Here is a 26,860-nt window from a genome sequence, read left to right on the forward strand (position 1 = left end):
ACAAACAACATATGGGTTGGAGGTTGTACGTTGATGACGACGGTTGCCCGGCTGCGCCGCCGCGCGGGCGTTCGGGTCTCGGTCGCGCTGGTGGCTCTTGCCGTCACGGCGGGCGCGGCGACGCTGGTCGCGAACCTCGCCCCCACGCACGAGGGGTTCCTGACCCGCCGCGGCGATCGTCTGGTGCTCGACGGGCACAACTACCGGTTCGCCGGACAGACCGTGCCGGGCCTCGTCCGCTGCGGTCACCAGGGGCAGGGACCGGACGACGCCCAGCTCGACACGTTCTTCGGCGGGCTGCCGGCCCGATCGATGGTGCGTACCTGGGCGACCCAGACGATGCGGCTGGCGGACGTCGAGCGCGTCGTCGCGGCGGCCAAGCGGCACGGCCAGCTGCTGACCCTCGTGCTCGCCAGCGGCGGCGCGGACTGCCCTCAGCCGGACAACGACGTCGCCCCGAGCGGCCAGCAACGCCCCGACGCGTGGTACCGCGGCGGCTACACCGAGTCGTTCCTGCCCTGGCTGCGCACCGTCGCCGCGCGCTTCCGCGACGAACCCGCGGTGGGCCTGTGGGAGCTGATCAGCGCGCCGGGCAGCACCGCGAGCGCGACCGAACTGCGAAAGTTCTACGACGTCGCCGGCGGCGAGTTGCATCGCGCCGACCCCAACCACCTCGTCGCCTCGGGGACGCAGGCGCCGTCGGTGTACGGCGGTGCGGCCGAGTGGCGCCAGTTGGAGGAGAGCCCGGGCGTCGACGTGGCCACGATGCTCGACTACGACATGAACGCCGGGCCGTCGCCGCACCTAGCCGACGCGCTGGCCCAGGCCGAGGCCGTGGACAAGCCGCTCGTGCTCGCCGACGTCGGGGTCTTCGCGAGCCGCGACGGCGACCCGGGGCTCGCCTTCGACCCCGGCCGAACCGCAGACACGCAATGTGTCACCTGGGCGCAGCGCGTGAGCAAGCTGCGCTCGAAGCTCGACGCCTCCTTCACCGACGGTATTGCCGGCGCCGACGTGCGGGGCTGGCGGCCCGGCCAGCCCGCCGGCGGATGTTCGGTCGGCAACACCGGCTCGACCGAGGACCCGCTGCTGCCCTTCCTGCGCGACTACTCGCCGGCCGGCCCGCCCGCGCTCGCGGCCGCCGCCGCGCCCGCATCAGGCTCGCCCGCGCCGTCCACCGGCGCCTCGGTGAGCGCGCCGCCACCGTCGGCCTCCCCTTCCGTGCCGCCGGTAACGTCGGTGTCGCCGCCCGGGGTCTCCCCCACCGCACCCACAGTCGCGGCAACGCCCGGCCCGCCGGCCGCCAACGCGGCGCTCATCACACAGGTCGGCACCGCCACCGTCATTCAGGAGCCGGGCACCGAGGTCAGCCACGTCCACCAGTTGCCTTCGGGCGTGCGGGCCGGCGACCAGATCATCGTGGCCGTCGAGCTGAATGAGGAGTACTCGTTCTCGGTGCCCGCCGGTTACGTCCACGTCGCGACGGCCACCAGCGGCCAATGGGAGCAACCGAAGACTGTGGTGTTCCGCCGCACCGCGCAGGCCGGCGACACCAAGGTCGTGGTGAACTTCGACGGATACACACACCACTCGTCAACGGTCATCGTGTATCGCGGCGTCGACCCGTCCGCGCCGGTCGTCGCCGCCACCACCGCCTTCAACGACAACTCGGCGAGCATCACCGTGCCCAGCCTGAGCGCGCCGAGCGGCGGCCAGCTCGTCCTGGCCGTGGGGGTGGCCGCCAACGGGACCCCCGGACGCTGGGTCGGCGCTCCCGCCGGGATGAGCCGCCGGGCCAGCGCCGAGGGACAGCAGTGGCACGGGCTGATCCTGTTCGACCAGGCCGTCGGCGCCGGGGCTACCGGCTCCCGTACCGCCGTGTGTGACGCCGGAGTAGCCCAGTCGGGGGTACTGCTCGCGCTGCGGCACGGCTGACGCGGAGTTGAGGTGAAGTGTGCGGTTTCCGGTCTGAGTGAAGTTCATCCCGCCCGAAGCCGAGGCGGTCCCTGGCGAGGCGCTCGTCTCCGAGCACAGCCGCGACCTGCTGGCCGAGGCTCCGGACCGGTTCGCCCGGGCGCGGATCAACACACTCCTGGCGGGGTACCAGGAGCTCATCCGCCGGTACCGCGACGCGTGACGGAAAAGATCGACGTTCGGATCGGTGCGGTGACCGAGTTGTCGCGCGGGCCCTGTCCTTTCGGGCGGTTGTCGGCCGCCTGACGGATTCACGCCTTTTGTTGATCAACAGTGTGTGACATGTTGCTGCCCATGAGTGCGGGTGAGGCGATGGTCGCGCCGACGCGGTTGCAGGTGAGGGCGCGCTCCAACCGGTTCGACGAGACTGACACCGTCTGGCTGGCACAGGCCGACGAGCTGCTGGAGTTCCTGACCGGGCACGGGGTGCCGGTGTCCCGGCAGCACGCCGCCGGCTCGGGTGACAAGGGTGTCGTGTCCACCATCATCGTGGCGATCACGTCGGCCGGTGGTCTCACCGCGGCCGTCGAGGCGTGGAAGGCGTGGCTGGCCCGCGACCGGACCCGCTGGATCGAACTGTCCCGCACGGTCGACGGGGTCGAGGAGTCGTTCGTCCTGCGCGGCCGGGACATCTCCGGCGACCAGTTCGACCTGCTGGTGCAGCAGCTCATCCGCCGGCTCGACCCGCCGGCGTAAGTCGCGGTGAGCACCCGGCGCTATCGCGCGCTGCTACTGGGCAACGCGCGCTACCGGCCCGACTCGGAGCTGTCGGACCTGCGTGGACCGATCAACGACATCAGCCAGATGGCGGCCGTGCTGACCCACGAGGAGCTCGGGCTGTTCGAGCCGGACGACGTCATCGTCCGCGCCGAACTGGAGTCCCGGGAGATCCTCACCGAGCTGCACAGCGTGGTCAGCTCCACGACGCAGGACGACGTCCTGCTCATCTACTACAGCGGTCACGGGCTCACCGGCGAGCAGAGCGGGTCGCTGCTGCTGTGCGGCAAGGACACCACGGTGGCGACGGCCGGGGAAAGCGCGGTCAGCTTCGCCGCGATCAACGACGCCTTGGCCCGGTGCCCGGCGGCCGCGGTCGTCATCGTGCTCGACTGCTGCAACAGCGGCGGCGCCAAGGCCGGGCCGCCGGACCTCGGCGAGCTGGCCGGCCAGGGCCGGTACATCCTGTCGGCGACCCGGCCGGGTTTCACCGCCCGTGACGCGACCGCCGTCAACGCGCTGAGCCTCTTCACCGAGCACCTCGTCTCCGGGCTCTGGGGCGACGCCGCCCGGGAGCACGCCACGGACATCACCGTCGAGGACCTTTACCGGCACGTGTACTCACGGATGGCCGGCGATGGCGTGTACGTGCCGAGACGGCAGTACGACGGGCACGGCGACGTCGTCATCGGCCACGCCCCCGACGTGCCCGCGCTGCCGGACGCCGGCGTGCGCCGCCGCACGGCACCGAGCGCGCCGGCCGTCGCGCGGGCGCTCGGCCGCTGGTCGCTGGCCATCGTCCTGCTGCTGCTCATCCTGGTCGGCTCGTCGGGTTTCGCGGCCGTGGCGACCGAGCGGGCCTACCGCGCGCAGTGGGAGATCTCGGGCTACGTCGAGGGCGACGGCGACCTGGGCCTCGGCGGCGTGTTCGTCGGTGGCCTCGTCACGATCCTGCCGCTCGCGCTGGGCCTGTACGTGTGCTGCGTGCTGCTCACCCGCATGCTCGGCGTCGCGTGGTGGATCCCGCCCGCCGGGCTGGGTCTGCTGGCCGCGAGCGGCATGTTCGAGGGCCTCGTGCACTACGGTCAGAACACGTCGTCGCTGTTCGTCCCGGCGGCCGCGATGCTGATGGCCGGGACGGTGCTGCGGCGGTCCGGGCCGCAGCCGGGCCGCCCGACCCGGCCGCGGGTGACGGCCGCCGTCATCGTCACCGCGGCGGTGTGGCTGCCCTGCCTCTACCTCGGCTACCGGTACGGGCGCTACCAGAGCTCGGCCTGGCACGGCGACGACGCCCTGACCTTCGCGACGCTGAAGAGCGCGATGACCCTCGACCGCATCCTGCCGCTATGGGTCGCCGGCGTCCTCGGGTTCGCGTTCGGCGGCCTGATCGCGGCCTGGCTGCTGCCCCGCGTCCCGGTGCTCGGCGGGTCGGCCCGATGGGTGCGGCGCGCGGCGCGCCCGTGGGTGCGCCGCACCGTGCTCGTCGCGGTGCTGCTCACCGTGGTCCCGACGGCCGCCGTGGTCGCGTTCCGCGACTACACCGGCCGCAAGGACTACGGGTTCGACCGCGCGGACCTGCACGCCTTCGCCAGCCCCTGGTTCGGGTACCTCGACTCCTGCGACGGCACCGACTGCGTCATGGAGGACTTCCTGGGCGACGGCAACGAGGACGTCGACATCAGCTTCTACCGCGCCGGGAGCCGCGAGGACGCCCTGGATCGGGTCCGCAGCCTCGGCCAGCGCGACAGCCCGCAGCCGGCCGCCTCCGGTGACCACGCGGGGTACACGTACTGGATCGGCCGGTACGACGGGCACGACGGGGTCGCCTACTGGACGCACGAGTCCTGCCTGTGCTCGGCGGAGATCCGGGTGCACAACAACCCGAAGATGTACAACTTCGCCGTCGGCATCCTCTACGAAAACACCGACATCCCGAAGCCGAGCTGAGGCCACTGTGGACGCCGCCGCCGCAGACGATCCCGGCCGGGTCGGGCCGTACCAGATCGCCGGCCGCCTCGGCACGAGCCCGCTCGCCATCGTCTACCTCGGACGGTCGGCGCGGGGCAGCGCGGTCGTGGTGAAGGTGGTCCGGCCCGCGCATGCGAACGACGAGAACCTGCGGCTGCGGTTGCTCGACAGCATCAACGACCGCCCGGCCGACGCCACCGGCACGCTCCTCCCACGGCTGCTGAAGCACGACGTCACCGCGTGGCCGGCGTGGGTGGCGACCGCCTTCGAGCCGGGGTTGACGCTGCAGGACGCGGTCTCGCGGTTCGGCCCGCTGCCGGCGCCGGCGGTCGCGCTGCTCGCCGACGGGCTGCTGCGTCCGCTGCGGTGGCTGCACGGCCGGGCGGCGGCGCACGGCGCGCTCAAACCGTCCAATGTGCTGCTCACCGAGGACGGGCCGCGGCTGCTCGACGTGGGCACCGCCCTGTCGACCGGCACCGCCGACGACCCGGCCGCGCTCCGCGCGGTGCTGGCGTACGCGGCGGGCGGCGTCGACCTGCTGCCGCCCGGACTCGCCGCGATCCGCGACGGAGCCCGGCCGCCGCAGATCGGGAAGTGGCCGTACACCCCGGTCGAGACGTTCGACGGGTGGCTGCCGCATCCGGTCACGGTCGCCGCGCTGCGGTCGGCGCGGGAGGCCCTGACCCGCGAGGCCCGCATCCTGTGGCGGTCGCCGGACGAACGGTCCGCGGTCCGCCCGTTCGTCCGCACCGAGGTCACGACCCGGCCGGTGCCGGTCGAACCCGACCCTGACGTGCCGGCGAAGGCGACCGTCAAGCGACGGCACGTCCTCATGGCGGCCGGTGCGGTGCTCGCCGTCGCCGGTGCCGCGGCGGCCGGCATCACGCGCGGGACCCGCGAGCCCGCCCGCGACACGGCGCGCTGGCGCTACGACACCGGCGACGGCCTCGACGGGCAGCTGCTGGTCGTGCCGGAGGCCGGCGTCGTCATCGCCGCCACCTCGTATGACGACAGCCGCTTGTACGCGCTGGACCTCGCGACCGGCGCCAAACGGTGGGACCGCGCCGCGGAGCGACTCAGCGACTACTACACCATTGTGGACGGTGCCCTGCTGGTCTGCATGGACGGCAGGCTCCACGCGCTCGACCCGGCGACCGGGTCGTCGGTGTGGGCGACCGGCGACACCGGGTTCGGCATCGGCGACTTCGAGTGGGCGAACGTCACCGCCGACGCCGAACGCGCCTACGTGGTCGGCGGGAATACCGTCATCGCCGTCGACCTGGCCACCCGGGAGGTCGCCTGGCGGTGCCGGAACCCGGCAAGCGTGTCACGCACCGCGACCGTCCACAACGGCACGGTCCTGGTCGGCCTGACGCCGGAGGCCGTCTGCCTGGACGCGCGCACGGGCACGAAGCTGTGGGGCTACGACCTCGGCCAGTACCTCGGCGCCGCACCGGTCGGCGCCGGGGACCTCGCCTGGATCGGCAACCGCATCGGCGACCTCGTGGCGCTGGACGCCCGTACCGGCGCGGTACGCCACAAGATCCTGACGTCCGGTGGTGGCGGCGGCGACGGCAGATCCCAGGTGGCGGTCGCCAGCGGCATCGCGGTCGTGGGGACCGTCGACTTCGAGGTGTACGGCGTGGAAACCGCCACCGGTGCGATCCGATGGAAGTACCGCACGAGCCCGCACGAGAACTACGGCACCGGCATCAACTCCTCGCCGGTCATCGACGGCGACACCGTCTACATCGGCAGCGGCACCAAGGACTTCCTGGCCCTGGATCTGGCCAGCGGTGCGCTGCGCTGGCGCTTCCGGACCGGCAGCACCGTCAACAGCACGGCCGCGGTGCACGGCGGTCTGGTGTACTTCGGCGGCTGGGACGGCAGCGTCTACGCGGTCGACAAGGCGACCGGCCGCGACCGGTAGGACTACGACGCCGGCAGTTGCGGTTTCTAGACGAGGCCGAGCTCTCGTGCTCGTGCGCCGGCCTGGAACCGCGACTGGGCGCCCAGGGCGGCCATCAGCTCGGCCACCCGGCGGCGGTAGGTGCGCACGCCGAGGCCGAGCGCCCGGGCCGCTGTCTCGTCCTTGCACCCCTGGCTGAGCAGGTCCAGCACCTGGGGAGCGAGCTGACGGATCTCGGCGATCTGCGCGTCGTAGACGGCCAACTCCGTGGCCGATCGCCAGGCGGCATCGAACAGTGAGGCGACCCCCTGCACCGTCTCGGGCTGGGTGATCACGCTGTAGCCGCGCTGACCCGCGCTGAGGTCACCGGCCAGGATCACGAGCTTGTTGTCGAGGACGATCGTCTCGTTGATCTCCTCGGTCGCGATGCGGATGTGCATGCCGTAGTGGTCGCGATCGTCGGCCAGCCCCCGCGCCGACACCGGATCGAGCAGCACGCTGGACCGGTAGATCTTGCGGATGCGGGCGCTGCCCGCTCGACGTGCCCGCAGCGCGGCGGCGAACTCGTCCGTCGCGCGTGACCGCGCCCACGTGGCGAGGTCGTTGGCCGCGCAGGCAACGTCGGTCGCGGTCGCGAACAGGTGCGCCGTCCGTCGGAGCAGTTCCTGCTCGCCGCGCACGATGGTGACCGCCTCGGTGGCCCGCATGACCTCGATTTTGCCTGGTACCCCGGTCGGCAACAAGTTGCCATCCCTGGGGGTCCGGGCCGTTGCGGCGCCATCGTCGTGGCATGACGACCAACACGCCGAATCCAGCCACGGGCGAAGCCCGGACGATTGTTGTTACCGGCGGCAACAGCGGCATTGGGTACGCCGCCGCCACGGCGATCCTCGGCTCGCACGACGGGCCGTGGCACGTCGTGGTGGCCAGCAGGAATGCCGGCCGGACGCAGGAGGCCGTCGACAAGCTCGCCGCCGGCGCCCGCGCGGGCCACACGGTGGAGGCGATGGTGCTGGACCTCGGCTCCCTCGCCTCGGTCCGGACGTTCGCCGCAGACCTGACCGGCCGCGTGACGTCGGGCACGATCCCCCCGGTGCACGCTCTGGTGTGCAACGCGGGCGTGCAGTCCGGTACCACCCTGACCCGGACCACCGACGGCTTCGAGACCACGTTCGGCGTCAACCACCTGGGCCACTTCGTCCTGGTCAACGAACTGCTGCCGATCATGCAGGCGCCCTCACGCGTGGTCGTGGTCTCCAGCGACACCCACGACCCGGCGCTGAAGCTCGGACCCGCTCCCGCATGGAGCGATGCGCGAGCCCTGGCCCGCGGCGAGTTCGCGCCCTCGGCCGCAGGAGGCAATGCCCTCGTGACCGGCCAGCGCCGCTACAGCACCTCCAAGCTGGCCAACATCTACTTCACCTACGCCCTGGCCCGCCGCCTGCCCGCCGGGATCACCGCCAACGCCTTCAACCCCGGCATGGTCCTGGGAACGAACCTGGGGCGATCGCTACCCGCACCGGCCCGGTTCGTCGCCGAGCACGTCCTGCCCCACCTGACCTGGCTGCTGCGCCGAGTGCTGTCGCCCAACATCCACAGCGCCGAGGATTCAGGCGGCGCGCTCGCCTGGCTCGCGACCTCCCCTGAGCTGGCCGGCACCACCGGCAAGTACTTCGACGGACGCACGGCCATCCGCTCCTCGGAGGAGTCCTACGACACCGTTCGCGCCGAAGACCTCTGGAACGACAGCCTGGAGATGACCGCCGGGCCCAGGGCTCACTGACAACGGGTCGAGGACGTCGAATGTGCGCACGTTCGTCATCTTGGACACCGCCCGCCTTGCGATGACTACTCGTACATCTCTTAGGAGCAGGTACTGACGTCGAAGTCCTGATGCCCGCGGCCGGATCGGCATTTGAAGGTCCGCTCGCCCGAGGCGAACCGGTACCGGCTGTCTTGGCCGCCGGTGAACACGACGCGGTACCGCTCGGCATCGACTGAGTCGTCTCCGAGATTGGTGATGGTCGCGGTGACGACGGCCTGGTCCTGCTCGGTTCCCTGCAGCATGGAGATCTTCGGTCGGCCGTCGAACGGGCCGTTGAGGCCCAGCAGTTCCGCCGCGGCCGTGTCCGGTGCTCCCGCCCAGCCCGGGGACGACCGGTCGATCAGATCGTTGAAACCCGGCGCCGAAATCTTGCCGGTCGCCCGGTCGATCGCAATCTTTCCCGGCCACCGTTCGCCCGCGGCCGGGCTGATCGGGATCTTCCACGGCGTCGCACCGGACTGCTGGACCGGGTCGCCGCAGCCCGCGACGAGAGTCAGCAAGAGAACGATCGATGCCCCGGCCCGCCGCATCGCAAGAGCCTACCCGCATCGACCGCGCGGGCAGCATCGGCAAGGCTCAGCTGCCTCTCGTCGTCGCCGAGGCGCTGCGCGAGTGCTTCACCGCGCCGTAGCGATGAGGACCTTTTCAATGTGTACGGCCGGCCCGACCATTGTGGTGTGCGCCCCATCATCACGGCCGCCTATGTCTTCACGGTTTGGGTCGTCCTGGTCCTGGTCGTGCTCGGACTGGACACGCTGGTCGCCTACATCGGATTCCTCTGGCGCGCCCGGGCGTGGGTCACCACGGTGTGGGCGATCGGCGGGACTACCCTCACGATGTTCGCGGGGGCGGGCCTGATCATTTACCTCGAATACCGGTGGCCGGCGCGCCAGGGCGTCGTTTTCGGCGTGTGCGGTCTGCTCGCCACCTTTTTGGCGATTTTTTACCTGGCCCAGCTGGGCGAGGTGCTGGAACTCCGGCCGCTGGTCGAACACGGTGTGCGGATCGACGCCGTCGTGGTCGAGGAGCACGAGTTCTCCACGCAGGAGACCTTGCCCATCTACAGCTACACGATCCGCCGGCTCGACGGGACCGAGATACCGGGCGAGCTCAACCCGGACGGCCGCTTGGAGGTGGGCGAGCAGGTGAGCGTCGTCGTCGATCCGGAGAACCGCACCCTGCCGCGGACGGACCCGGAGGGGATGCTGGTCGAGGCACGCTGGACGACCCGCGTGAGCGGGGCGGTCACCGCGGTCCTGCTGGTCGTTGCGGCTTGGGGCGCGCCGCGCCCGAAGCGGCTCATGCGATCAAGGTCAGCGTGACCGGGCCGGTCGGCTGCTCCCGCCCGGGGGCGAGGTCCGCGCCGGAACGGAAATCTAGCTTTGATCAATTTCGCGTACCGATATTTGGTCATCTCCAAACGCCACGAGCACAGCATCGTCACTTGTTATCGCCGTGGCAGCGTATCCGTTCCCAACCGCATCGACCAGGGCCCCAGTTTCGCCATCCCAGCGCCGCACTACGCCGTCAAAACCGGTCGACAATAGTTGAGGGCCATCGGGCAGCGGGATCGCTGCCAGAGCTATGATTCCACCATCGTGAGCCCCGTACTGGGTGCCAATTCGCTCTCCGGTGATGGCATCCCAGCGCTGAATGATGGACGCGCGATCCGCGGATACGATAATGGCCCCGTCATTTACGGTCGAAAGCAACGCGAGGGAAAAAACGGGTTCGGGCCCTCCGAGCGGACGCCCGAACTCCGATCCAGCCAGCAGATCCCATCGGCGCACCAGTCCCCCATCGTCTCCAGACACGACAATTGGCCTATTCAAGACGATGCCTGCCGTGACGTCCTTGACACATTCGGAGTGATGTCCGATGGGGTCCTGGGGCCGGCCGGAACGTGGATCCCAGCGGCACACCGGGTACGGGTCCAATTGAGCAGCTCCGAACACTCCTGCTGGCTGCCCGGAAATACTAGCTATGGTGACTCCCCAGAGGGTGCCGACGTTCGAGTCGGGATATGGCGCTTCGGTGACGTCAGGATCCCACCAGGACAGCCCGCGTTCCGTTGCGATGGCGACAACAACCCGTTCGCCTACCGTAAAGGCGGCTATTCCGTTAATGCCTGGGTAGCGGCTTGATCGAGTCAATTCTGCGCCAGTGGCAAGGTCCCAGAATCGGACGTCTTGATCGCTGGCCGAGATGAGCCTCATGCCGTTCGGCGTATGGACGGATACCAGATGCTTCAGGCCCGAATGGGGCCCCATCGTACGTGCGTAATCCATGGCCGTTGACAATGGCAGCCTGCATGCGCGGCGTCCACCACGCGTCGAGTTCTGCGTTACTCCTGGACAGCCGAGTCCAGCACGTCCGTCAACGTCGCGGTGCGGTCCGGGGGTGCCGGCCCGCAGCCCCGTGCTCCGCCCGCAGCCCCGCGCTCCGCCCGCACCGCGGCACCGGCCCGCGCCGCCCGGGAACCGGTGCCGCCGGTCGCAATGCCCGCCGACGACCCAGCGGCGCCCCCGCCCGCCCCAACGCCGCGGCGCGATCTCGTCCCAAACGGCTGGGTGCTGCACCCGCGCAGCGCGGTGCAGGGACCGGAAGTCTCCGTGATCATGCACAGCCCGCGTCGACACCAACGGTTTTTCATGATCACGGAGTACTGATGTACCCCCGTGTACCAGAAGTCTCCGGGATCATGCCAAACCCGGTGCGCGGCCACCGCGGGCAGCATGATCACGGAGACATACGTCCGGCCCGGCCGCGCGGATCGCAGGTTGCGCCCGCCTGGCGCGGCACCCGCACCAGGGGCCGGCGCCGATGACAGCTCGTGCCCCGCCGGTGGCCACCGACGCCCAGCCTGCGCCGGGCGCCGGGCATCAACCAGCATGGTCAGGCGCTGGCCGCCATACACCACACCAGCGGACGTGATCGATGACCGGCTGCGCAGCTCGATGGCATCGCTGCAGGTGCGGCTCTTTGTTTGTTGGTGCCGGGTAGCGTTTCGGTGTGGACATCATGGACGGGGTGAACGTCGTTATGGCGATCATGGGCCTGGGAGAACTCTGCCTCGGTTCCCATGTCCTAGTCACGGGTAAGGTCCCGGGCGGCCGCGTCACGGAGCCTGGGCAGATCCGGAAGTACGGCGTGGCCCTCATCCTCTTCAGCGGATTCTTCCTGCTCCAGGTCATCGGCTACCTCGGTGTCCGGCTGGGCCTTTGGTCCTCGGTCATCCGCGGCTTGTTGCTTCTTCTGGCCGTCGCCGTTGCCGCCATCACCATGGTGAAGTCCAGACCGCTGTTTTCGCTGACCATGTTTCGCCGCCATCCCGAACGCAACTCCATCGATCCTCACGGCTAGACGTGCTGGTCACAGCCATTCCTTGATGGCGGCGATGGTCATGATGGCCTCGTAGCGCACGGCGCCTGGCCCATCTCGGAACCGTGCGAGCACCTCGTCGGTGCACGGCTCGCGCGACGATGTTGACCCGGTTCGCGGACCCGGGTGCCGGTCGCCGCAGACGAAGGAGCCCCCGGCGCTGACTGCTCGTGATCACGTGGTTGGTGCGGGGCCGGGCGGCTACGTGCGGCTAGAGCCATCGGCGCGCACGGGACTGGTAGTCGCTGTAGGTCGGGCCGAATCGCTGGGTGAGGTAGTGCTCTTCGGGGCGGATGACCAGTTGGCGCACGGCGATGACGACCAGCGGCCACAGCACCAGCGGCCACCAGGAATCGAAGAGCAACGCTAGGCCGAGATAGATGATGGCAAGGCCGGTGTACATCGGGTTTCGGGACAGCCGGTAGGCGCCGCCGGTCAGCAGGGTGGCGACCGGGTGGTGCGGCACGATCGTGGTGCGGTGCCGGATCACGGCGGCGACGCCGGCGAAGGCCAGCGTCAGCCCGAGGACGGTGAGCACCGCCCCGGCGACCGTGGTCGCCGGACGGCCGCCGAGCGGGAGCGCGACCACGCCGTTGATCGCCATGCCGCCTGCCAGGCCGGCCGCGTAGTACGCCGGCGGGGGTATAAAGATCACCCGAGCGCCGTGCTTTGCCTCTGTATTGGCCGCCATCGCAGCTCCTTAGGTAGAGTCACACTCTAACCAATAGAGCACTACACTCGTGCGATGGCTGTCAAGAGGCGGTACGAGTCGGCACACCGACAGGAGCAGGCCCGGCAGACACGCCGGGCGATCCTCAACGCAGCCGCGGCCCTGTTCGTCGACCCCGGCTACGCGGCCACACCACTGACCGCCGTCGCGGCCGAGGCGGGCGTCGCCATCCAGACCGTGTACAAGGTCTTCGGCAGCAAGCAGGCGCTGCTCTCCGCGCTGGTCGACGTCACGGTCGCCGGCGACGACGAGCCGGTGGCGCTGCCCGAGCGCCAGTTCGTGGCGGACATCAGGGCGCTGACCGACGCCCGCGCGATGCTCGAACGGTATGCCCGGCACCTCGCCGACACCCACGCCCGGATGGCCCAGGTGATGCTCGCCCTCGCCGCCGCCGCGACCGCCGATCCCGAGGCGGCGGCGATCTGGCGCAAGAACCACGACGAGCGCCGCATCGGCATGACCATGTTCGCCGCCGACCTGGCCGCAACCGGCCAGCTACGGCCGGAACACACCGTCGACACCGCCGCCGACGTGCTGTGGCTGGCTATGGACGTGCACAACTATGACTGGCTGGTACGCCAGCGCGGCTGGCCGGTGGAGCATTTCCGGCGCTGGTACGTCGACACAGTCGCCGCAGCGCTCCTCACCACCTCAGGAACGCCGACATCGACACGTCAGTGAGCTGGACAACCCGCTCGTCGTAATGTCGCACAACGATGCGACCCGTTGGGGCAGGAAAGACTGCCATGCATGACCCGTGGTTCAGCGGTGGCGCCAGGTCGGGCTGAGCTCGTCGAGCACAGTGAGGCGGTCGGCCGTGAAAGTGTCCGTATGCAGCGTGTCGGCTCGCATGTCGGTCACGAGTTGCGTGATCCAATCCGGCCTTGGGCGGCAGCTGTCTCGGGCGCTTGATCTCCTACACAGCACCGTATCCAGCGAGCCTTACACTCCCTTCGGGCTCCCCTCCGCGTTCTGGACGTGCCTCAGGTCGAAGCAACTAGTAACACACATCGACGTACCACACCGGCGTCCAGTTGAACGACAGATTGGCAGCGTAGGCGAAGCTCTGGTTGACCACGCTGAGGTTCTGATTCAGTAGGTAAGCCGGCGTGCCCTGCGTCTGGTTGTTGATCCAGGAGCCGGTGCCGCCCCACGGCATATTGTAGCGACCGCAGTTGTACCACTGGAGTATGTCGCCTTGGTAGCCGGCCGCGCGGTAAGCGCAGAACCATCCGGAGTAGAGGGGAGCCGCGTAGGTGCAATTATCCACCGCCGCGGCGGCTGACAGGTTCCGCACGGCCAGCTCACCCGGAACGGTGGCGGTGTACAGACCGCCGTCGAACTCCACCTGATTGGCGGAGATCTGGCGACCGCCGTACGTCTGGATGTAGTTGTCGATCTTTCCCTGCAACTCGTTGGCCTGGATGCGGCTCAACCCGGCATACAAGGCCTGCCTGGTGAACGAGCCGACGGGGGCGGCCGCGGCGGGCGTGGGCACCGCGAAGGCGACGAGCACGGCGCCGACGGCGAGTAGCGCAAACGTTCTCGTACGGAGATATTGCGACACAGTGGTCCAATCAGCCTTGACCCGATCGTCACGATCGCGGTCGAACGAATAAGAAGTATTTGCGGCCTTCCACGCGCACGTCTACAGCAGAGGTGATGTGTAGGTGGTGCCGTCGCCGAACTGGATGGTGAGGTAGTAGGAGGACCACGCATATCCACTCGGCGAGCAGTAGACCGATGCGACGCCAGAGCTGTAGATCCAGACGGAGGACAGTGTTCGGGCCGATCCCGCCGAGTTCATAATGTTGCTCATCGCGTACTACCTCCCGGCTGGGAATGTCCATGCAGTGACACCATATGGACCCGCCTTCGTTGAGGTCATTGACCACACGCGCCAGTGATTGACGGTCCGCGTCAACATTGCTCGATCATGCGTCAACGCCCGAGCATCCGAGCCACCATGCCACGCCCGGCTGACCCGCGGTTTGCGCCGTTCACAATCAAGTGCCGGTAACGGTAGCGAGGGCAGGGTTATCGCGACCTGTTGGAGCCGGAACGCGGCCGGGCTCGCGCCGTACTCGGCCTTGAACACCCGGGTAAAATGGCTAGGCTGCGGCGGTGGTTGAGCGTTGGAGTGTGCGCGGGCTGTGGTCGGCCTTTGCGGCCGTAGCGGTGTTGTCCAGCGTGTTGGTGTTGCGTCGTCCGGCGTTTGATCGCCTCGCCGATCTGCAGGTGTATCGGGAGGCGGTGCGGTGGGCCCAGGCCGGTCATCCGCTGTATGAGTACGCCGCCGCGAACGGGGATCCGTTCACGTACCCGCCGTTTGCCGCGCTGGTGTTCTGGCCGTTCGGTTGGCTGCCGGAGCCGGTGGTCCAGGTCGCGTGGTTGTGCGCCGTCTGCGCCGCGGTCGCGGGAATCGCTGTGGTGGTGAGCCGCCGGCGCGACAACGGCGAGCGTCGCGGCCTGTTCGCCGCGGCGACCGCATTGGTACTGATCCTGTCGGCCCCGGTGCAAAGCGACCTGCGGTTCGGTCAGGTCTCCGTGTTCGTGGTGCTGCTGGCGCTGGTGGACGCGCTGGAACTCCTCCCACCGCGGTGGCGGGGAATCCTGATCGGCGTGGCGGCGGCGGTCAAGCTCACACCGCTGTTGTTCGTGGTCTATCTGGTACTGATCGGTCGGCGCCGGGACGCCGTGCGGGCTATGGCGGCGTTCGTCGGTGCCGGATTGCTCGCCGCGGTGGTCCTCCCGGCGGACAGCTGGCAGTTCTGGACCCGCACGATGTTGACCACGTCCCGGATCGGTGACCTGGCCTCGTTGGGCAACCAGTCGTTGAACGCGCTGCTGGTCCGGGCCGGCGTGGACCAGCAGGACAGGCCCCTGATCTGGGCGGGGTTGGTCGTGGTGATCTGCGGACTGGCGTTGTGGCAGGCCAGGCGGCTCGCCGGCCAGGGCCATGCTGTCCACGCGGCGGTGCTGGTCGGTTGTGCCACCATCGCGGCGTCCCCGGTCTCGTGGACGCATCACCAGATCTGGACCGTGCTGGCCGGCATGCTGCTGATCGCCTCTGCCGCTGGCGGCCGGTGGGCATTCGGCGTCTTCCTGGTCGTGGCCATGACGTTGAATCTGGGCAACGTCGCGTTCGAGCTGGTGCCGACGCCGGGACTGCAGTACCTGTTCGACAACGCCCGGGGGCTCGGCACTGTGTTGGTGTGCTGTATCGGATTCGGCGCCGTCGTGCGGCACCGGCGCAGCGATCCCGTGCCGGTCGCCCGTCGCGTGGCCGTGACTCGAACGGCAGGTTTGGTCGTTGCTGGTGTACTCGTGTTCGCGGTGCTGCCGCTACCGGCCAGCAGCGATCCGCACCTGCACATGTTCTCGCTGGACGAGACCCGGGCAGAGTTCTCCTACACCACCGTGACCTGCGGTGCCGACCCGTGCGACATGAGTTGGGGCGGCCGGTTGCTGCTCAACTACAGCATCGGATCTGACGGCCGGCGCGCCGTCGTCAACGGGTGGGTCAGTGCCCAGGTGGCCCGGCTCGGGATGCGTACCGCCCCTGGAGCTCCAATCCACTTTGTGCCCATCATGGACTTGGGCGACGGTCAGCGAGTGTTCTGTTTCAGTGGCGAGAACCTCGTGTATGGCCAGTTCCTTGAGTACGACGCGAACGGACGCCTGCTGGAGAACCCACCCCGCAACCTGTGGAAGTAGTCTCGGGTCGCCGACGGAGGACTCATCGATCTGCTCGTCGCCGCCTCCGCTGACGGGCTCCGCGCGGCGCGCCGTCGATGCCGCATCGTCCGGGCCGGCCGCCGGGCCGAGCCTCGAAACCCCGTTCACGACCATCACGTGACCGTGATTCTTCGGCCACTACCGCGGCGAGACGAACGTGGTGGCCAACTCGTTGCGCCTCACGACGTCATGCTGCTTTCGGTGTTCGTCTTCACCACCCGCCACGAGCCGGCAGAACGGGCACACATAGTCAGCCGGCGCGTGGTTGAACATGACACCCCCTGATGCGTTGCGGTGAGCTGTGTCAGTGGCCGGCATCGGCGGCCTCGTCCAGCTTGGACGCGTTGGCGCGGAGGCGGGCCTGGTGTTCGGTGTGGGCGAGCAGGATCGTGGGCACGGCGGCGGCGATCGCGATCGCCAGCACCCACACGAACGTGGTCCCGAATCCACCGGCCTGCCCGGCGGGCGTGGCTTGGTGGCGGAGCTGGTCGGTGAGGACGACGGTGAGCACGGCAGTACCGATCGCGCCACCAACGCGTTGGAGGACGTTGAGCTGCGGGGTGGCGTCGGGGATCTTGTCCGGTGGCAGGGCCTGGTAGGCGGCGGTCATTGCCGGGATGATCGACAGGCCGAACCCGACACCCCGGATGACCATGACGAGGCACAGCAGGGCGTAGGGGGTGGTGGCGGTCAGGAAGACGAACGGGATGGTCGAGGCCACCAAGATGGCGGCGCCCGTGAAGGAGGTGATCCCGGCACCGAAGCGGTCGGTGAACGGCGCCGCGAGCAGCGCGCCCAGCCCGGTCGGTGCGAGCAGGAGCCCGGCGAGGATCACGTCCTCGCCGCGGACGATCTGGAAGTACAAAGGCATGAGGATCATCCCGCCGAAATTCGCGGCGCCGAGTGTGAACTGGGCGACCGAGGCGGCGGTGAACTCCCGGCTGGCGTACAGCCGGAGGTCGAGCAACGGCCGCTTCGCCCGCAGCGCGTGCACGACGAAGCCGGCCAGGGCGGCCAGCCCGGCCAGCAGCGCAACGATGGCAGCCGGATCCAGCCCAGCCGCGACGCCCAGCTCCGCCAGGCCGTAGGTGATACCCACGACCCCGGCGGAGGCCAGGATCAGGCCGATCACATCCAGCCGGCCCGCATCGCGTCCCTTTCCCAGGGGCAGGAGCCACAGAGCGAGCACGATACCGACCACGCCGAAGGGAACGTTGAGCCAGAAGATCGCCCGCCAGTCGATGCCCTGGATGAGCAGACCACCGATCGCGGGGCCGAGGGTCGGGGCGAGCACGATCGGCACCGCAATCAGGGCCATCACCCGCCCCATCTGCGCCTTGGACGACTGCGCGGTCCAGATCATGGTGCCGACCGGCATGATCGCCCCGCCACCGACGCCCTGCAGCACCCGGGCGGCGATCAGCATCCCCACGCTCTGCGAGCACGCGCACAGCACCGACCCGGCGGTGAACACCGCCAGCGCGGCGACATACAGCCGGGCGGCGCCGAACCGGCGGGCCGCCCACCCGGTTACGGGGATGACCGCCGCGAGCGCGAGGAGGTAGGCGGTCACCACCCACTGCACCGTCCCCAGCCCGGCGTCCAAGTCGGCCGAGAGGGTGTGCAGGGCGACGTTGACGATCGTCGAGTCCAGAAACGACAGCGACGCGCCGATCATCACCACCCCCACCGATCGGCGTAGACCAGGCGAGAACGGCCCAGTGGGGCCGGCCTCGATCATCACGTCATTCATCAGCCACGCACTCCTTAAGTTAGGCATACCTAAGTTATGCTGGCGGCAGTGCGGGCAGAGGCCAATCGATACCCCAAACCGGCCAACCTGGCGGGGCGGACCGCGAGCGGTTCGCCGAAGACGTCCCGGCCAACGGGTACCACGGACGGGGGGCGCGCGGGAGCGACCTCGAGGACGGCGGGACCGGCGGTCTCGCCCGTCCTGAGCGTTGACCGCGACATCGCCCAGGACCACGAACTGCTGCATCTGCACTCGCACCCTGAACCGATGCTCACGTGGAGTTCGACCGCGACGCTGATGGGGACCATCGCCCGTCGTGACTGGCTCATCCCGCCCGGCTACGGGCTCTGGGTACCCGGCGGCATCGAACACGCCGGCGCCGTCCTGCACGCGGGCGAGATGTTGACCATCACCTTCGCCGCCGACCGCTGCCCCATCACGTGGACCGAGCCCACCTGCTTCACCGTCGGGTCGCTGCTGGGCGAGATCATCACCCACCTGCACCAGATCGCTCCCGGCGACCACAGCCGTCCGGCCGCGTTCCGCCGGGTCACCGGCCAAACTCCCGGCACCTACCTGCCGCCCCACCTGCGATAGGCCTGCCGCAGTGGAAACGCCAGCGGTTCGGTGACGTACGCGTCGTACCGTAGGGTCACGTCGCTATCGCGCCCGAGGTGGTGCACACGACCGTCGGGATCGCCTTGAGCTCGCCATCGGTCTCGATCTGCGCCAGCTCTGACGGTCAGTCGTCCTCGCCGTCCCTGCGTCGGCGCAGCGCCCGTTCTGCGAGCTTGCCCGTCGCCGACTTGGCCCGGTCGAACGTCTCGGCGCCGACACGGCGGGCGGCGTCGACGCGGTCCGCGCCGGTCTCCAGGGCCTTGTCCCGCGCCTCCTTCGCCGCCTCCGCCCAGCGCCGGGCCTCCGCGGACTGCCGATCGCCCTCGATCCCGAGCCGGCCGTGGAACTCCACGACCGCGGTGGAGACATGGTTGCTCGACTGCACCACGGCCGGGGCCTTGGCCGGGTGGAGCAGCACCCGGCTGTTGGCCGTACCGGCGGCCGCGTCCATGCGGGCCAGCAGCCGCTCGGTGCTGCGGGCGATGAGCTCGAGCCGATTCTGCCGGGCGGTTTTGAGGCCGAGACGGTGCCGGTCGAGCTCTTCCGGGGCCGCGTCCAGCACCCGGTCGAGCTCGAGCACGCCGATCGCGTCTTGCAGTTGGAAGCAGCGGGCCAGCACGGCGAGCCACTCCTGGACCTTGGTCTCGGCGTCCCGGGCGGCCTTGGCGAGGTCGCCGATGTTCGCCTTGTGCTCGAGCTTCTCGGCGAGCGCGTCGAGCTGCCGCAGCGCGTACGCCTGGGTCTTGCCGATCGTCACCGGTGTGGCCTGCACCTTCGACCAGGTCACCTCGGACACCCGCCCGACCTCGGCCCGGATCGTCATGGCCTCCTCGATCACGAGGTCCGCCCCGATCATGTCGGCCAGCACGGCGTCCTTCTGCGCGCGCAGGACGTCGTCGACCTTCTCGTCGATCACCGCGAGGTAGTCGGTGATCTCGTCCATGGCCTGCTGCATGGCCAGCTGCGCCATGATCCCGGCGGCCCCGGCCAGCACCGCCGGGTTGGAGAGTAACGACCCGGGACCCTTGCCCGCGAACTCGACGAAGCCCTTGATCTGACCCTTGCTGCCCTTGAGCACCCCGGTGCTGAGCCCCGACTTCGAGCTCTCCCGCAGCCCGTACTTGCTGACCGCCTGGGCGGACTCCCGCGTCAACTGTACCCACCGGCCCGAGTTGGCGGCGATCTCCGACCCCGCCTGCGCGACACCCGAGCCGGCGTTGAGCACCGAGCCGAGGCGGTGCAGCCCGAGGTCCTTGGCCGGCAACCGCTCCGAGACGAGGAACCGCTCGACCGCTGCCGGATGCCCGATGACCGCCAGGCCGTCGCCGTCGCTGATCAGCTGAATCTCGTCGTCCATCGCCGGCTCCTGACGTTTGGGCGGGGGACCAGCTTCGCACAGACGCCAGCCGGGCGCCGCGCCCTCGGGCACAGCGCCCGAAGCTTGGCTTAGCCGTTGTAGTGCGCGCCGTTGGTGTAGTGGTCGGTGTAGTGCGTCATCTTGGGGTCCGGGGCGTGGACGTTGTCGACGCGGTCGTACTTGCCGTCGTGGTCGGCGTCGGTGTACAGCCGGTCGAGGTAGCCGTCGCCGTCGCTGTCGACCTGCAGCAGGTCCGCCTTGCCGTCCTTGTCGGTGTCGTACTTGATCTCTTCCAGGCGCCCGTCGTGGTCATGGTCGTATCCGCGTGCGTCGATGTAGCCATCGTGGTTACTGTCCCACGCCTGGTTATCGAGGTTGCCGTCGCCGTCGAGGTCGTACTGGTACACGTCGTCGCGCCCGTCCGCGTTCGTGTCGGCGCTGAGCCACTCGTCGTGGCCGTCGTAGTTGGTGTCGTGCTCCACGACGTACGGAATGTCGGCGTCGGTCATGGCGGCCCCCCTCGGTTACTGTGCCTCAGCTCACGGTAGACCCCCGCCGGACCGGGCAACTCCCGAATCCGTGCCGCCCTGACCTGGCCATACGGCCGTCCCGGGGCCTGCGAAACCCCCAACTCGTGCGCCCGCCGCCGGGCGGGTCCGGCTCATCATCGGACTGGCCGGGGCCGGTCTGCGTGATCTGCGGCAGGACGCCGGCGCCGGACGTGGAACCGCGCGACGAACACCATCAGGGTCAACGCACTGTCATCGGCAGATGTGATCACATGACCATGACTTCGTCTTCCCGCTTGGCCACGCCGAGCAGCCGTCTTCGCGCAGTTCGGCAGCACGACCGCGAGCCGCCGGACGGCAACGTGGCTGGACCCGTGGCCGCAGTCCACGATCAGTCACGGCGATGCGGTACGTCAAAGCGGAAACTGTTGCGACACAACGGTTTCCGCTTTGACGTCGTCCGGCTCGGTCCGGTCGGTTGCTGTACTTCTGCGCAGCCCTTCCCGACCCTGGGTAGCGTTAAGGTCCGGCTTCGCGGCGGGGAGGTGCATCCGATGGGACGATCAGGTAGTGGCCTGCCGATCCCGGTGCGGTGCTTCGGCGTCGCGATCCTGCACGAGGACGATGCGACCCATTGCACCAATGCCGATTGCCCCGGCATGGAGTGGCGTCACGCCGACATCGACGTCTGCCGGAGGGACGGATGTCCGAACTGCCCTTCGAGCCCGGGCTGGTTCGACTCGCTGCACGTCGCCTCTCCAACCGCTCCGCACACCCGTCGGCCACCCTAGGGAGCGGGCCGGCGGCCGTCCGGTGTGGACCCGCCGAGCGACGAGCCCGCGCCGGACGAGCGTCAGGGCAGGGTGATGGTGACACCGGACTGGGTCGTGCCGGCGGTGGTGTGGAACTGGGTCGGGTACTGCACCAGGTTGCCGTTGACCGTGTAGTACAGCCAGACGTCCTGGGTGTTGAGCCCCTTGACGGTGAACGTGCCGTCGGGGAAGACGTAGGGCGTGACACCCGCGTAGTCCCCGGTGGTCGCGTCGACCGCGTAGATGGTGGTGCACTGGACGCAAGCGCCGGCCGGTCCGGTCACCTGACCGCTGATCGCGGCGGCGGCGGGCGCCGACACGTCCAGCGTCTTCGTCCGACCCGCGACGATCTTGACCGTGGTGGCCTGGGCGCGGTTGGGCGCGTTGCCCGACCACACCCACGCGTGCCCGCCGCTGTAGTCCGGGAACGCGAGCTTCCACTGATACGGCCCGAGGTTGCTGACCAGGTACGCCCCGCTGTAGTACGTGCAAGCGGACTGGCTGTTCGAGCCATAGCTGGCCGACGGGGCCGACGGGGTGGCGCAGATGCTGCCGGAGACGCTCTCGCCGGTGGTCGCGTCCCTGACGGTACCGCTCACCGAGCCCGCGCCGTCGAGCTTGATCGTCACCCGGACCTGCTCGCCGGGCTTCGGGTTGTAGACCTTGGCCTTGTCCGGGTCGCCGGTGCCGAGGCCGTTCCTGCCGACCCACTGGGCGCCGTGGACGTTGTCGTAGGCCGAGGCGAACAACCGGAACTTCTCGTGCGGGAACAGGTTGTTCATGTCCACCGAGGTACCGCAGTGGTAGCCGTACCCGATGTCGTTCCGGACCCCTTCGGCCAGCAGGAAGCAGGCGTTGACCGCCTCGCCGCTCGCGCTGTCCACGAAGTCGACGTGCAGCTTCGAGTTCTTCTCCAGCCGCAGGACGGTCGTCGAGGTGTGGTTCTCGGTGACCGTCACCGGGCCGAAGAACCCGTTGACGTAGTTCTCCGCCTGGTCGTAGCCGCCGCCGGAGTAGTCGCCGACGGGGACGTTCTGCAGCTTGGCGACCCCGGTGGCGTCGGTGCACACCGGCGGGAACTGGTACGGGGCCTGCTGGTAGTACCAGCAGTAGTTGGCGATCGGCGCCTTCGTCACCTTGTCGATCGCCTTGATGTGGAGGTTGCCGACTGGCGGGCGCACGACGTTGATCGTGGTCGTGGCGTTGGGCGTGACCTCGATCGGCGTCGCGTGCCACTCGTCGGTGTTGTCGTACCAGACCACCTGCCCGCTGGGGTAGCGGAAGTTCATCTGGTACGTGCCGGTCTCGATGTTGTCGAAGTGGTACTTGCCCTCGGCGTCGGTGCCGGTGTACCCGACCCAGTTACCGTTGCGGCGCAGCTCGACATAGATGTCCGCGAGGCCCCCGCCGCCGGGCTTGGAGACCTTGCCGGCGATGGTGCCGTACTGGATCGGCATGAGCGAGACGCTGAGCGTGGCCGGGGCCGTGATCAGGTCGGCCGAGTAGCGGTCGGGCTTGCCGTTGAGCCACTGGTCGAGGTAACCGCCTTGCTGGACGTGGATGATGTACTGCCCGGCGACCGCGTCCGGAAACGAGAAGTGCCCGGTGGCGTCCGCGTTGGTGAAGGCCCAGTGCGAGCTGTCCTGGAACTGGATGGTGACTCCGGCCCCCTCGACCGGCGCGCCGGTGAGCGCGTTGGTGACGGTGCCGTCAAGCCCGGTGCCCGCCGCGGACGCGCCGGTTGCGGGCACGAGCACTCCGGGCAGGGCGATGAGCGCCGCGATCGCCAGGGTCCGTAACGAGCGCAGCGTTGAGCCAGACTTCATTCCTCCCCCGTTCTGCCACCGTGGTGGCCGACGGCCGCTTGTACGACGGGGGAAAAATATCAATCTTGCTCGTGCGCCGATGTCCCCTGAACCGAAAGCCGCAAATATAGACATACGTCAGGGAGTAACCGGCGAGCAACTGATCATGTAGAGTCCACGCCCGCGCGGGCCAGGAATTCAGTGGCCGCGGTATCGGACCATGCTCCGGAGAGCGTTGAAGACCAGCCGTCCCGCTCCGAGTAGCAGGAGTGCCGCGCCGCCGAGTAGCACCACGACCTTTCCTTCGCCTTGGAAGAGAGCGGTGCGCCGGAAGGACATCAATGCCACACCGAGCAACAGCACAGCCACGGTCGCGGCGACGTACGCCACTGCGGTGAGCAGCGGTCGCCAGGACGGTGGCCGGGTCATGGTCGGACGGTACCAGCAGAGACCCTGGGCGGTTCAAGGTCAGATGCACGGTAGCCGCCGTCCGGGCCTGAGCCATGCACGGCTGCAGACCATCCGGAAGTCCTCCCATTCGGTGTCGGTTGGTTCCCGGTATTCCTCGCTGGGCCGCCGAGTCCGGCGCTGGTCGATGAACCGCCGGTAGTGGGCGATGACCTGTTCGGGATAGATCGCGACCCCTGGCACCCCGACCAGATCATCAACCGCTTCGAACACCTCATCCAACAATCCCACCTCTCACCGATCCGCGTGCACGACCTGCGCCACTGCGCCGCCACCTACCTCAAAGCCGCCGGCGCCGACATGAAAGACATCCAGGAAACCCTCGGCCCCCGGCGGCCAAGGCCCCCGGCATGACATCCACACCTCGCCGGCCCGGCCTCCGGGGGTACCGTGTCCGACACCAACAGATACTCGAGCGCTCGCATCAGCGACGCGGTGCCATCGGGAGGGACATGGGACGCGGACGGAGCAAGGCCAAACAGGCAAAGATCGCCCGGGAGCTCAAATACTTCAGCCCGCCCACCGACCTCACCGCACTCCAGCAGGAACTGGCCGGCATCCCCTCGCCCGCCACACCCGCAACGCCCACCACGCCCCCTCCTGGCGAAAGCACCCCAACCCGCCGGGCGGCACGACAACCCACACCGGTGAATCGCACCGACCCCGCACGCCGACGCTCAGCCCACCGGCCCGGCGTACACCCGTTACCGCAGCGAACCGCGCTGGGCTAGTAGTGGCGCGGCTGCGGCGCCCAGCCGTTCGTCGCCAATCGTACCTAGGTCGGCGTCTGGGAGAAGTTCGTGCCGACCATCGTGCCGGGCGACTACCGGCTGCTGCAGGCCAGGGTGAACGACCGCTTCGTAACCGCGGAGGCGGACGGCGTTCTGCCGCTCATCGCCAACCGGGCCGCGACCGGGATCTGGGAGCAGTTCACGCGCATCACCGCGTGATCGACAGGGCAACGGCGGCAGCGCCGATCTTGCATACTGTCGCCGTGCTCAAGCCACTCATCGCCGGGCTCAACGCCTCGGCGCTCGGCGCTGCCGCCCTCATAGTGCTCGCCACCCCGGCGAACGCCGCGACCGCGCCTCGTCAGGTGCTCTACGTCAGCGGCTACCGTAGTGACGACCTCGGCGTTATCGCCGACCCCACGACCGGCAAAGCCATCGGCACGATCACCGACCCCGCTACCTTCCCCAACAGCCGCGGCGGACTCGGCGGGATGGCCTTCGATCCGGTCCGCGGCCGGGTCTACATCGCCGACAACTTCAACCACCGCGTCGCCGTGGTCGACCCGGCCCGGGCCAGGGTCGTCCAAGCGGTGCCGGTCGGCGAGCGTCCGCGCGGCCTCGCGGTCGCCCCCGGCGGCGGGCACGTCTACGTCGCCAACCGCAGCGCCGGCTCCGTCACCGTCATCGACGCGGCGAACCCGGCGAACACCGTCGACATCACCCTCGGTAAGCAACCGATCGACGTCGCCGTCGCACCCGACGGCAAGCGGGCCTACGTCGCGATCGAGGACCTCAACACCGGCGGCAACGGGCAGGTGGCGGTCCTCGACCTCGCGACAAACAAGGTCACCGCGACCATCCCGGTCGGCGTCGGTACCGCCGCCATCGCCCTCACCCCGGACGGCCGGCGCGCCTACGTCACCAACCTCACCGCCGGCACCGTGTCGGTGCTCGACCTGACGAACAACACCGTCACCACGACCATCACCGCCGGCACCCAGCCGAGCGACGTGGCCGTGGCCAACGACGGCCGGCGCGCCTACGTCACCAACCTCGACGCCGGCACCGCGACGGTCGTCGACACCGTGACGAACACGGTCGCCGCGACCATCACGCTGCCGCGCCTGACCCACCCGAACGCCATCACCATGGCGCCGGACGGCACCCGCGCGTATATCGCCTCCAGCCAGCAGGTCATCCCGCTCGACCTCGCGACCGGCACCACGGCGACCCCCATCGAGGTCAGCGCGGACGGCCTCGGCGTCACCGTGGTGACGATCGCCGAGCCGGTCGGCCCGACCGCCGCGTTCAGCTACACCGACCCGACCGCCGCCGACCCGCGCAATGTGCGCTTCAACGCCGGGGAGTCGCTGCCGGGTACGGCCCGCATCGTCAGGTACAACTGGGACTTCGGCGACGGCCGCGGCTTCGCCTCGACATCGCCCGAGGCGCAGAACTACTACCAGGCGCCAGGCAACTACACGGTGCAGCTAACCATCACCGACGCCGACGGCCGGACCGCCACAAACCGCAAGACGGTCCGGTTCTCGTACCTGGGCCGGACGACCGCGCTGCTGGCCATGTCGAACCTGCGGTACGTGACCGCGGAGGCGGGCGGCAGCCAGCCGCTCATCCCTAACCGACCGATCGTCGGCGACTGGGAGCGGTTCGAGATCGTCGACCTCGGCGGCGGCGACGTCGCCGTGCGGGCCCAGGTAAACAACCGCTACCTCGCGGTCGACCAGGCCAGCAAGCGCCTAATCGCCAACGCGACGCAGCCGGTGCCGTTCCGGTACGTCGCCGGGGCCGACGGGGCGGTCAGCCTGCAGCACAAGGCGAGCGGCAAGTACGTCAGCACGAACGGCGACCGCCAGCTCACCGCCGACCGCGACGCGATCGGCCCCTGGGAGAAGTTCCTCGCCGCGCGCGACGTCAACCACTGGATCCGCGCGGAGGCCAACGGCCGGTACGTCACCGCCGAGGACGGCGGCCGCGGCCCGCTCATCGCCAACCGGACCCAGATCGGCTCGTGGGAGACCTTCGACCTGCTCGACGCCGGCGACGGCTGGACGGCCCTGTTCTCCCACGCGAACTACACCTTCGTCGTGGCCGAGGCGGGCGGCGCGAAGCCTCTGGTCGCCAACCGCACGGCGGTCGGCCCATGGGAGAAGTTCGTCGTCCTCATCAACCCGGACAACGCGACCGTCCAGGCGCTGTACGCCGGCGCCAACAACAAGCTGGTAACGGCGGAGGCCGGCGGCGCACAGCCGCTGATCGCCAACCGCACCGCGATCGGCTCGTGGGAGCAGTTCCGCGGCCTGCCCTGAGCTTGACGGCTGGGCGCTGACCAGCAGGACTGGCTGGTCAGCGACAGCTGGCAGGACTACAAGCAGCAAGGGGCTATCCGCGAGATCGAGTCCTCCCTGGACGGGCAGCGAGAGTCGCGCCCTGCGCTCGCAACTGTCCCGGCTGCGGGGCTCGACCGAGGATCGGCTCGCCCGCGGTACCGCATACGCCAGGTCCTGCCGCGCTTACACGCGGTGACGATGCCCCCGCCGACCTCGA

24 protein-coding genes and 1 pseudogene are annotated in these 26,860 nt (G+C 69.3%); 15 read left to right on the top strand and 10 right to left on the bottom strand.

Annotated features, from left to right (window positions below):
• The first annotated feature begins 33 nt into the window (after positions 1-33).
• The 5 genes from ACQPXD_RS54415 (at position 34) to ACQPXD_RS54435 (ending at position 6,589) form a co-directional block, all read left to right on the top strand.
• Positions 34-1,935 (top strand): hypothetical protein, encoded by a 1,902-nt coding sequence (locus ACQPXD_RS54415; RefSeq protein ID WP_432832791.1) that lies wholly within the window; start codon positions 34-36, stop codon positions 1,933-1,935.
• Between the two features lie 37 nt (positions 1,936-1,972).
• Positions 1,973-2,137 (top strand): hypothetical protein, encoded by a 165-nt coding sequence (locus ACQPXD_RS54420; protein WP_432832793.1) that lies wholly within the window; start codon positions 1,973-1,975, stop codon positions 2,135-2,137.
• 131 nt (positions 2,138-2,268) lie between these two features.
• Positions 2,269-2,670, top strand: a complete 402-nt coding sequence (locus ACQPXD_RS54425; RefSeq protein ID WP_432832795.1) for an effector-associated constant component EACC1 — start codon at positions 2,269-2,271, stop codon at positions 2,668-2,670.
• 6 nt (positions 2,671-2,676) lie between these two features.
• On the top strand, positions 2,677-4,638 hold the full coding sequence (locus ACQPXD_RS54430) for a caspase family protein (protein WP_432832797.1): 1,962 nt from the start codon (positions 2,677-2,679) through the stop codon (positions 4,636-4,638).
• 7 nt (positions 4,639-4,645) lie between these two features.
• The gene (locus tag ACQPXD_RS54435) at positions 4,646-6,589 is read left to right on the top strand and encodes a PQQ-binding-like beta-propeller repeat protein (RefSeq protein WP_432832799.1); all 1,944 of its coding nucleotides are present in this window, start codon (positions 4,646-4,648) and stop codon (positions 6,587-6,589) included.
• Positions 6,590-6,615: 26 nt separating this feature from the next.
• Here the strand turns inward: ACQPXD_RS54435 and ACQPXD_RS54440 are convergent, their stop codons facing one another.
• Positions 6,616-7,275 (bottom strand): hypothetical protein, encoded by a 660-nt coding sequence (locus tag ACQPXD_RS54440; RefSeq protein WP_432832801.1) that lies wholly within the window; start codon positions 7,273-7,275, stop codon positions 6,616-6,618.
• An 83-nt stretch (positions 7,276-7,358) separates the two neighbouring features.
• Here ACQPXD_RS54440 and ACQPXD_RS54445 point away from each other — a divergent pair, with 83 nt between their 5' ends.
• Entirely contained in the window at positions 7,359-8,351 is a 993-nt protein-coding gene (locus ACQPXD_RS54445; RefSeq protein ID WP_432832803.1) for an SDR family NAD(P)-dependent oxidoreductase, read from the top strand.
• Positions 8,352-8,431: 80 nt separating this feature from the next.
• Here the strand turns inward: ACQPXD_RS54445 and ACQPXD_RS54450 are convergent, their stop codons facing one another.
• Positions 8,432-8,923, bottom strand: coding sequence for a hypothetical protein (locus ACQPXD_RS54450; RefSeq protein WP_432832805.1), 492 nt, complete (start codon positions 8,921-8,923; stop codon positions 8,432-8,434).
• 147 nt (positions 8,924-9,070) lie between these two features.
• On the opposite strand from ACQPXD_RS54450, the gene ACQPXD_RS54455 reads away from it, so the two are divergent.
• Complete coding sequence (locus ACQPXD_RS54455; RefSeq protein ID WP_432832807.1) at positions 9,071-9,715, top strand: hypothetical protein; 645 nt, start codon at positions 9,071-9,073, stop codon at positions 9,713-9,715.
• Positions 9,716-9,769: 54 nt separating this feature from the next.
• On the opposite strand, the gene ACQPXD_RS54460 is transcribed toward ACQPXD_RS54455, so the two are convergent.
• On the bottom strand, positions 9,770-10,609 hold the full coding sequence (locus tag ACQPXD_RS54460) for a WD40 repeat domain-containing protein (RefSeq protein WP_432832809.1): 840 nt from the start codon (positions 10,607-10,609) through the stop codon (positions 9,770-9,772).
• 796 nt (positions 10,610-11,405) lie between these two features.
• On the opposite strand from ACQPXD_RS54460, the gene ACQPXD_RS54465 reads away from it, so the two are divergent.
• On the top strand, positions 11,406-11,756 hold the full coding sequence (locus ACQPXD_RS54465) for a hypothetical protein (RefSeq protein ID WP_432832811.1): 351 nt from the start codon (positions 11,406-11,408) through the stop codon (positions 11,754-11,756).
• A 229-nt stretch (positions 11,757-11,985) separates the two neighbouring features.
• On the opposite strand, the gene ACQPXD_RS54470 is transcribed toward ACQPXD_RS54465, so the two are convergent.
• Positions 11,986-12,429, bottom strand: coding sequence for a methyltransferase family protein (locus tag ACQPXD_RS54470; protein WP_432832813.1), 444 nt, complete (start codon positions 12,427-12,429; stop codon positions 11,986-11,988).
• 90 nt (positions 12,430-12,519) lie between these two features.
• Between ACQPXD_RS54470 and ACQPXD_RS54475 the strand changes: the two genes are divergently transcribed.
• Positions 12,520-13,185, top strand: coding sequence for a TetR/AcrR family transcriptional regulator (locus tag ACQPXD_RS54475; protein ID WP_432832815.1), 666 nt, complete (start codon positions 12,520-12,522; stop codon positions 13,183-13,185).
• 316 nt (positions 13,186-13,501) lie between these two features.
• On the opposite strand, the gene ACQPXD_RS54480 is transcribed toward ACQPXD_RS54475, so the two are convergent.
• Together ACQPXD_RS54480 and ACQPXD_RS54485 are read right to left on the bottom strand one after the other, a co-directional pair.
• Positions 13,502-14,020 carry a hypothetical protein gene (locus ACQPXD_RS54480; RefSeq protein WP_432832817.1) on the bottom strand — a complete coding sequence of 173 codons (519 nt, stop codon included), beginning with the start codon at positions 14,018-14,020 and terminating at the stop codon, positions 13,502-13,504.
• A gap of 132 nt (positions 14,021-14,152) precedes the next feature.
• The gene (locus ACQPXD_RS54485; RefSeq protein WP_432832818.1) at positions 14,153-14,323 is read right to left on the bottom strand and encodes a hypothetical protein; all 171 of its coding nucleotides are present in this window, start codon (positions 14,321-14,323) and stop codon (positions 14,153-14,155) included.
• Between the two features lie 305 nt (positions 14,324-14,628).
• On the opposite strand from ACQPXD_RS54485, the gene ACQPXD_RS54490 reads away from it, so the two are divergent.
• Positions 14,629-16,221, top strand: a complete 1,593-nt coding sequence (locus tag ACQPXD_RS54490) for a glycosyltransferase 87 family protein (protein ID WP_432832820.1) — start codon at positions 14,629-14,631, stop codon at positions 16,219-16,221.
• Positions 16,222-16,546: 325 nt separating this feature from the next.
• Here the strand turns inward: ACQPXD_RS54490 and ACQPXD_RS54495 are convergent, their stop codons facing one another.
• Positions 16,547-17,995 (bottom strand): MDR family MFS transporter, encoded by a 1,449-nt coding sequence (locus ACQPXD_RS54495; protein ID WP_432832822.1) that lies wholly within the window; start codon positions 17,993-17,995, stop codon positions 16,547-16,549.
• A 267-nt stretch (positions 17,996-18,262) separates the two neighbouring features.
• On the opposite strand from ACQPXD_RS54495, the gene ACQPXD_RS54500 reads away from it, so the two are divergent.
• Positions 18,263-18,592, top strand: a complete 330-nt coding sequence (locus tag ACQPXD_RS54500; protein WP_432832824.1) for a hypothetical protein — start codon at positions 18,263-18,265, stop codon at positions 18,590-18,592.
• 145 nt (positions 18,593-18,737) lie between these two features.
• Here ACQPXD_RS54500 and ACQPXD_RS54505 read toward each other — a convergent pair whose 3' ends face one another.
• The 3 genes from ACQPXD_RS54505 to ACQPXD_RS54515 form a co-directional block, all read right to left on the bottom strand.
• Complete coding sequence (locus tag ACQPXD_RS54505) at positions 18,738-19,970, bottom strand: hypothetical protein (protein WP_432832826.1); 1,233 nt, start codon at positions 19,968-19,970, stop codon at positions 18,738-18,740.
• An 89-nt stretch (positions 19,971-20,059) separates the two neighbouring features.
• Entirely contained in the window at positions 20,060-20,479 is a 420-nt protein-coding gene (locus tag ACQPXD_RS54510) for a hypothetical protein (RefSeq protein WP_432832828.1), read from the bottom strand.
• 853 nt (positions 20,480-21,332) lie between these two features.
• The gene (locus tag ACQPXD_RS54515; RefSeq protein ID WP_432832829.1) at positions 21,333-23,117 is read right to left on the bottom strand and encodes a carboxypeptidase regulatory-like domain-containing protein; all 1,785 of its coding nucleotides are present in this window, start codon (positions 23,115-23,117) and stop codon (positions 21,333-21,335) included.
• A gap of 588 nt (positions 23,118-23,705) precedes the next feature.
• Here ACQPXD_RS54515 and ACQPXD_RS54520 point away from each other — a divergent pair.
• From ACQPXD_RS54520 to ACQPXD_RS54535, 4 genes and pseudogenes are all read left to right on the top strand, one after another.
• Complete coding sequence (locus ACQPXD_RS54520) at positions 23,706-23,918, top strand: tyrosine-type recombinase/integrase (protein WP_432832831.1); 213 nt, start codon at positions 23,706-23,708, stop codon at positions 23,916-23,918.
• Positions 23,919-24,016: 98 nt separating this feature from the next.
• A pseudogene (locus tag ACQPXD_RS54525) lies at positions 24,017-24,121 on the top strand (DUF3073 domain-containing protein); the annotation flags it as partial.
• 243 nt (positions 24,122-24,364) lie between these two features.
• Positions 24,365-24,514 (top strand): hypothetical protein, encoded by a 150-nt coding sequence (locus ACQPXD_RS54530; RefSeq protein ID WP_432832833.1) that lies wholly within the window; start codon positions 24,365-24,367, stop codon positions 24,512-24,514.
• A gap of 44 nt (positions 24,515-24,558) precedes the next feature.
• Complete coding sequence (locus ACQPXD_RS54535; RefSeq protein ID WP_432832835.1) at positions 24,559-26,622, top strand: PKD domain-containing protein; 2,064 nt, start codon at positions 24,559-24,561, stop codon at positions 26,620-26,622.
• Positions 26,623-26,860 lie beyond the last annotated feature (238 nt).

Source organism: Dactylosporangium sp. CA-092794, assembly GCF_050948465.1.
Classification (GTDB): Bacteria; Actinomycetota; Actinomycetes; order Mycobacteriales; family Micromonosporaceae; genus Dactylosporangium.

Bases quoted from the DNA above. Each gene is read 5' to 3' on its own strand.
- ACQPXD_RS54440 (WP_432832801.1), bottom strand. From the start codon at position 7,275: ATGCGGGCCACCGAGGCGGTCACCATCGTGCGCGGCGAGCAGGAACTG.
- ACQPXD_RS54460 (WP_432832809.1), bottom strand. From the start codon at position 10,609: ATGAGGCTCATCTCGGCCAGCGATCAAGACGTCCGATTCTGGGACCTT.
- ACQPXD_RS54510 (WP_432832828.1), bottom strand. From the start codon at position 20,479: ATGACCGACGCCGACATTCCGTACGTCGTGGAGCACGACACCAACTAC.
- ACQPXD_RS54495 (WP_432832822.1), bottom strand. From the start codon at position 17,995: ATGAATGACGTGATGATCGAGGCCGGCCCCACTGGGCCGTTCTCGCCT.
- ACQPXD_RS54515 (WP_432832829.1), bottom strand. From the start codon at position 23,117: ATGAAGTCTGGCTCAACGCTGCGCTCGTTACGGACCCTGGCGATCGCG.
- ACQPXD_RS54475 (WP_432832815.1), top strand. From the start codon at position 12,520: ATGGCTGTCAAGAGGCGGTACGAGTCGGCACACCGACAGGAGCAGGCC.
- ACQPXD_RS54500 (WP_432832824.1), top strand. From the start codon at position 18,263: ATGCTCACGTGGAGTTCGACCGCGACGCTGATGGGGACCATCGCCCGT.
- ACQPXD_RS54415 (WP_432832791.1), top strand. From the start codon at position 34: ATGACGACGGTTGCCCGGCTGCGCCGCCGCGCGGGCGTTCGGGTCTCG.
- ACQPXD_RS54445 (WP_432832803.1), top strand. From the start codon at position 7,359: ATGACGACCAACACGCCGAATCCAGCCACGGGCGAAGCCCGGACGATT.
- ACQPXD_RS54485 (WP_432832818.1), bottom strand. From the start codon at position 14,323: ATGAGCAACATTATGAACTCGGCGGGATCGGCCCGAACACTGTCCTCC.
- ACQPXD_RS54450 (WP_432832805.1), bottom strand. From the start codon at position 8,923: ATGCGGCGGGCCGGGGCATCGATCGTTCTCTTGCTGACTCTCGTCGCG.
- ACQPXD_RS54425 (WP_432832795.1), top strand. From the start codon at position 2,269: ATGAGTGCGGGTGAGGCGATGGTCGCGCCGACGCGGTTGCAGGTGAGG.
- ACQPXD_RS54505 (WP_432832826.1), bottom strand. From the start codon at position 19,970: ATGGACGACGAGATTCAGCTGATCAGCGACGGCGACGGCCTGGCGGTC.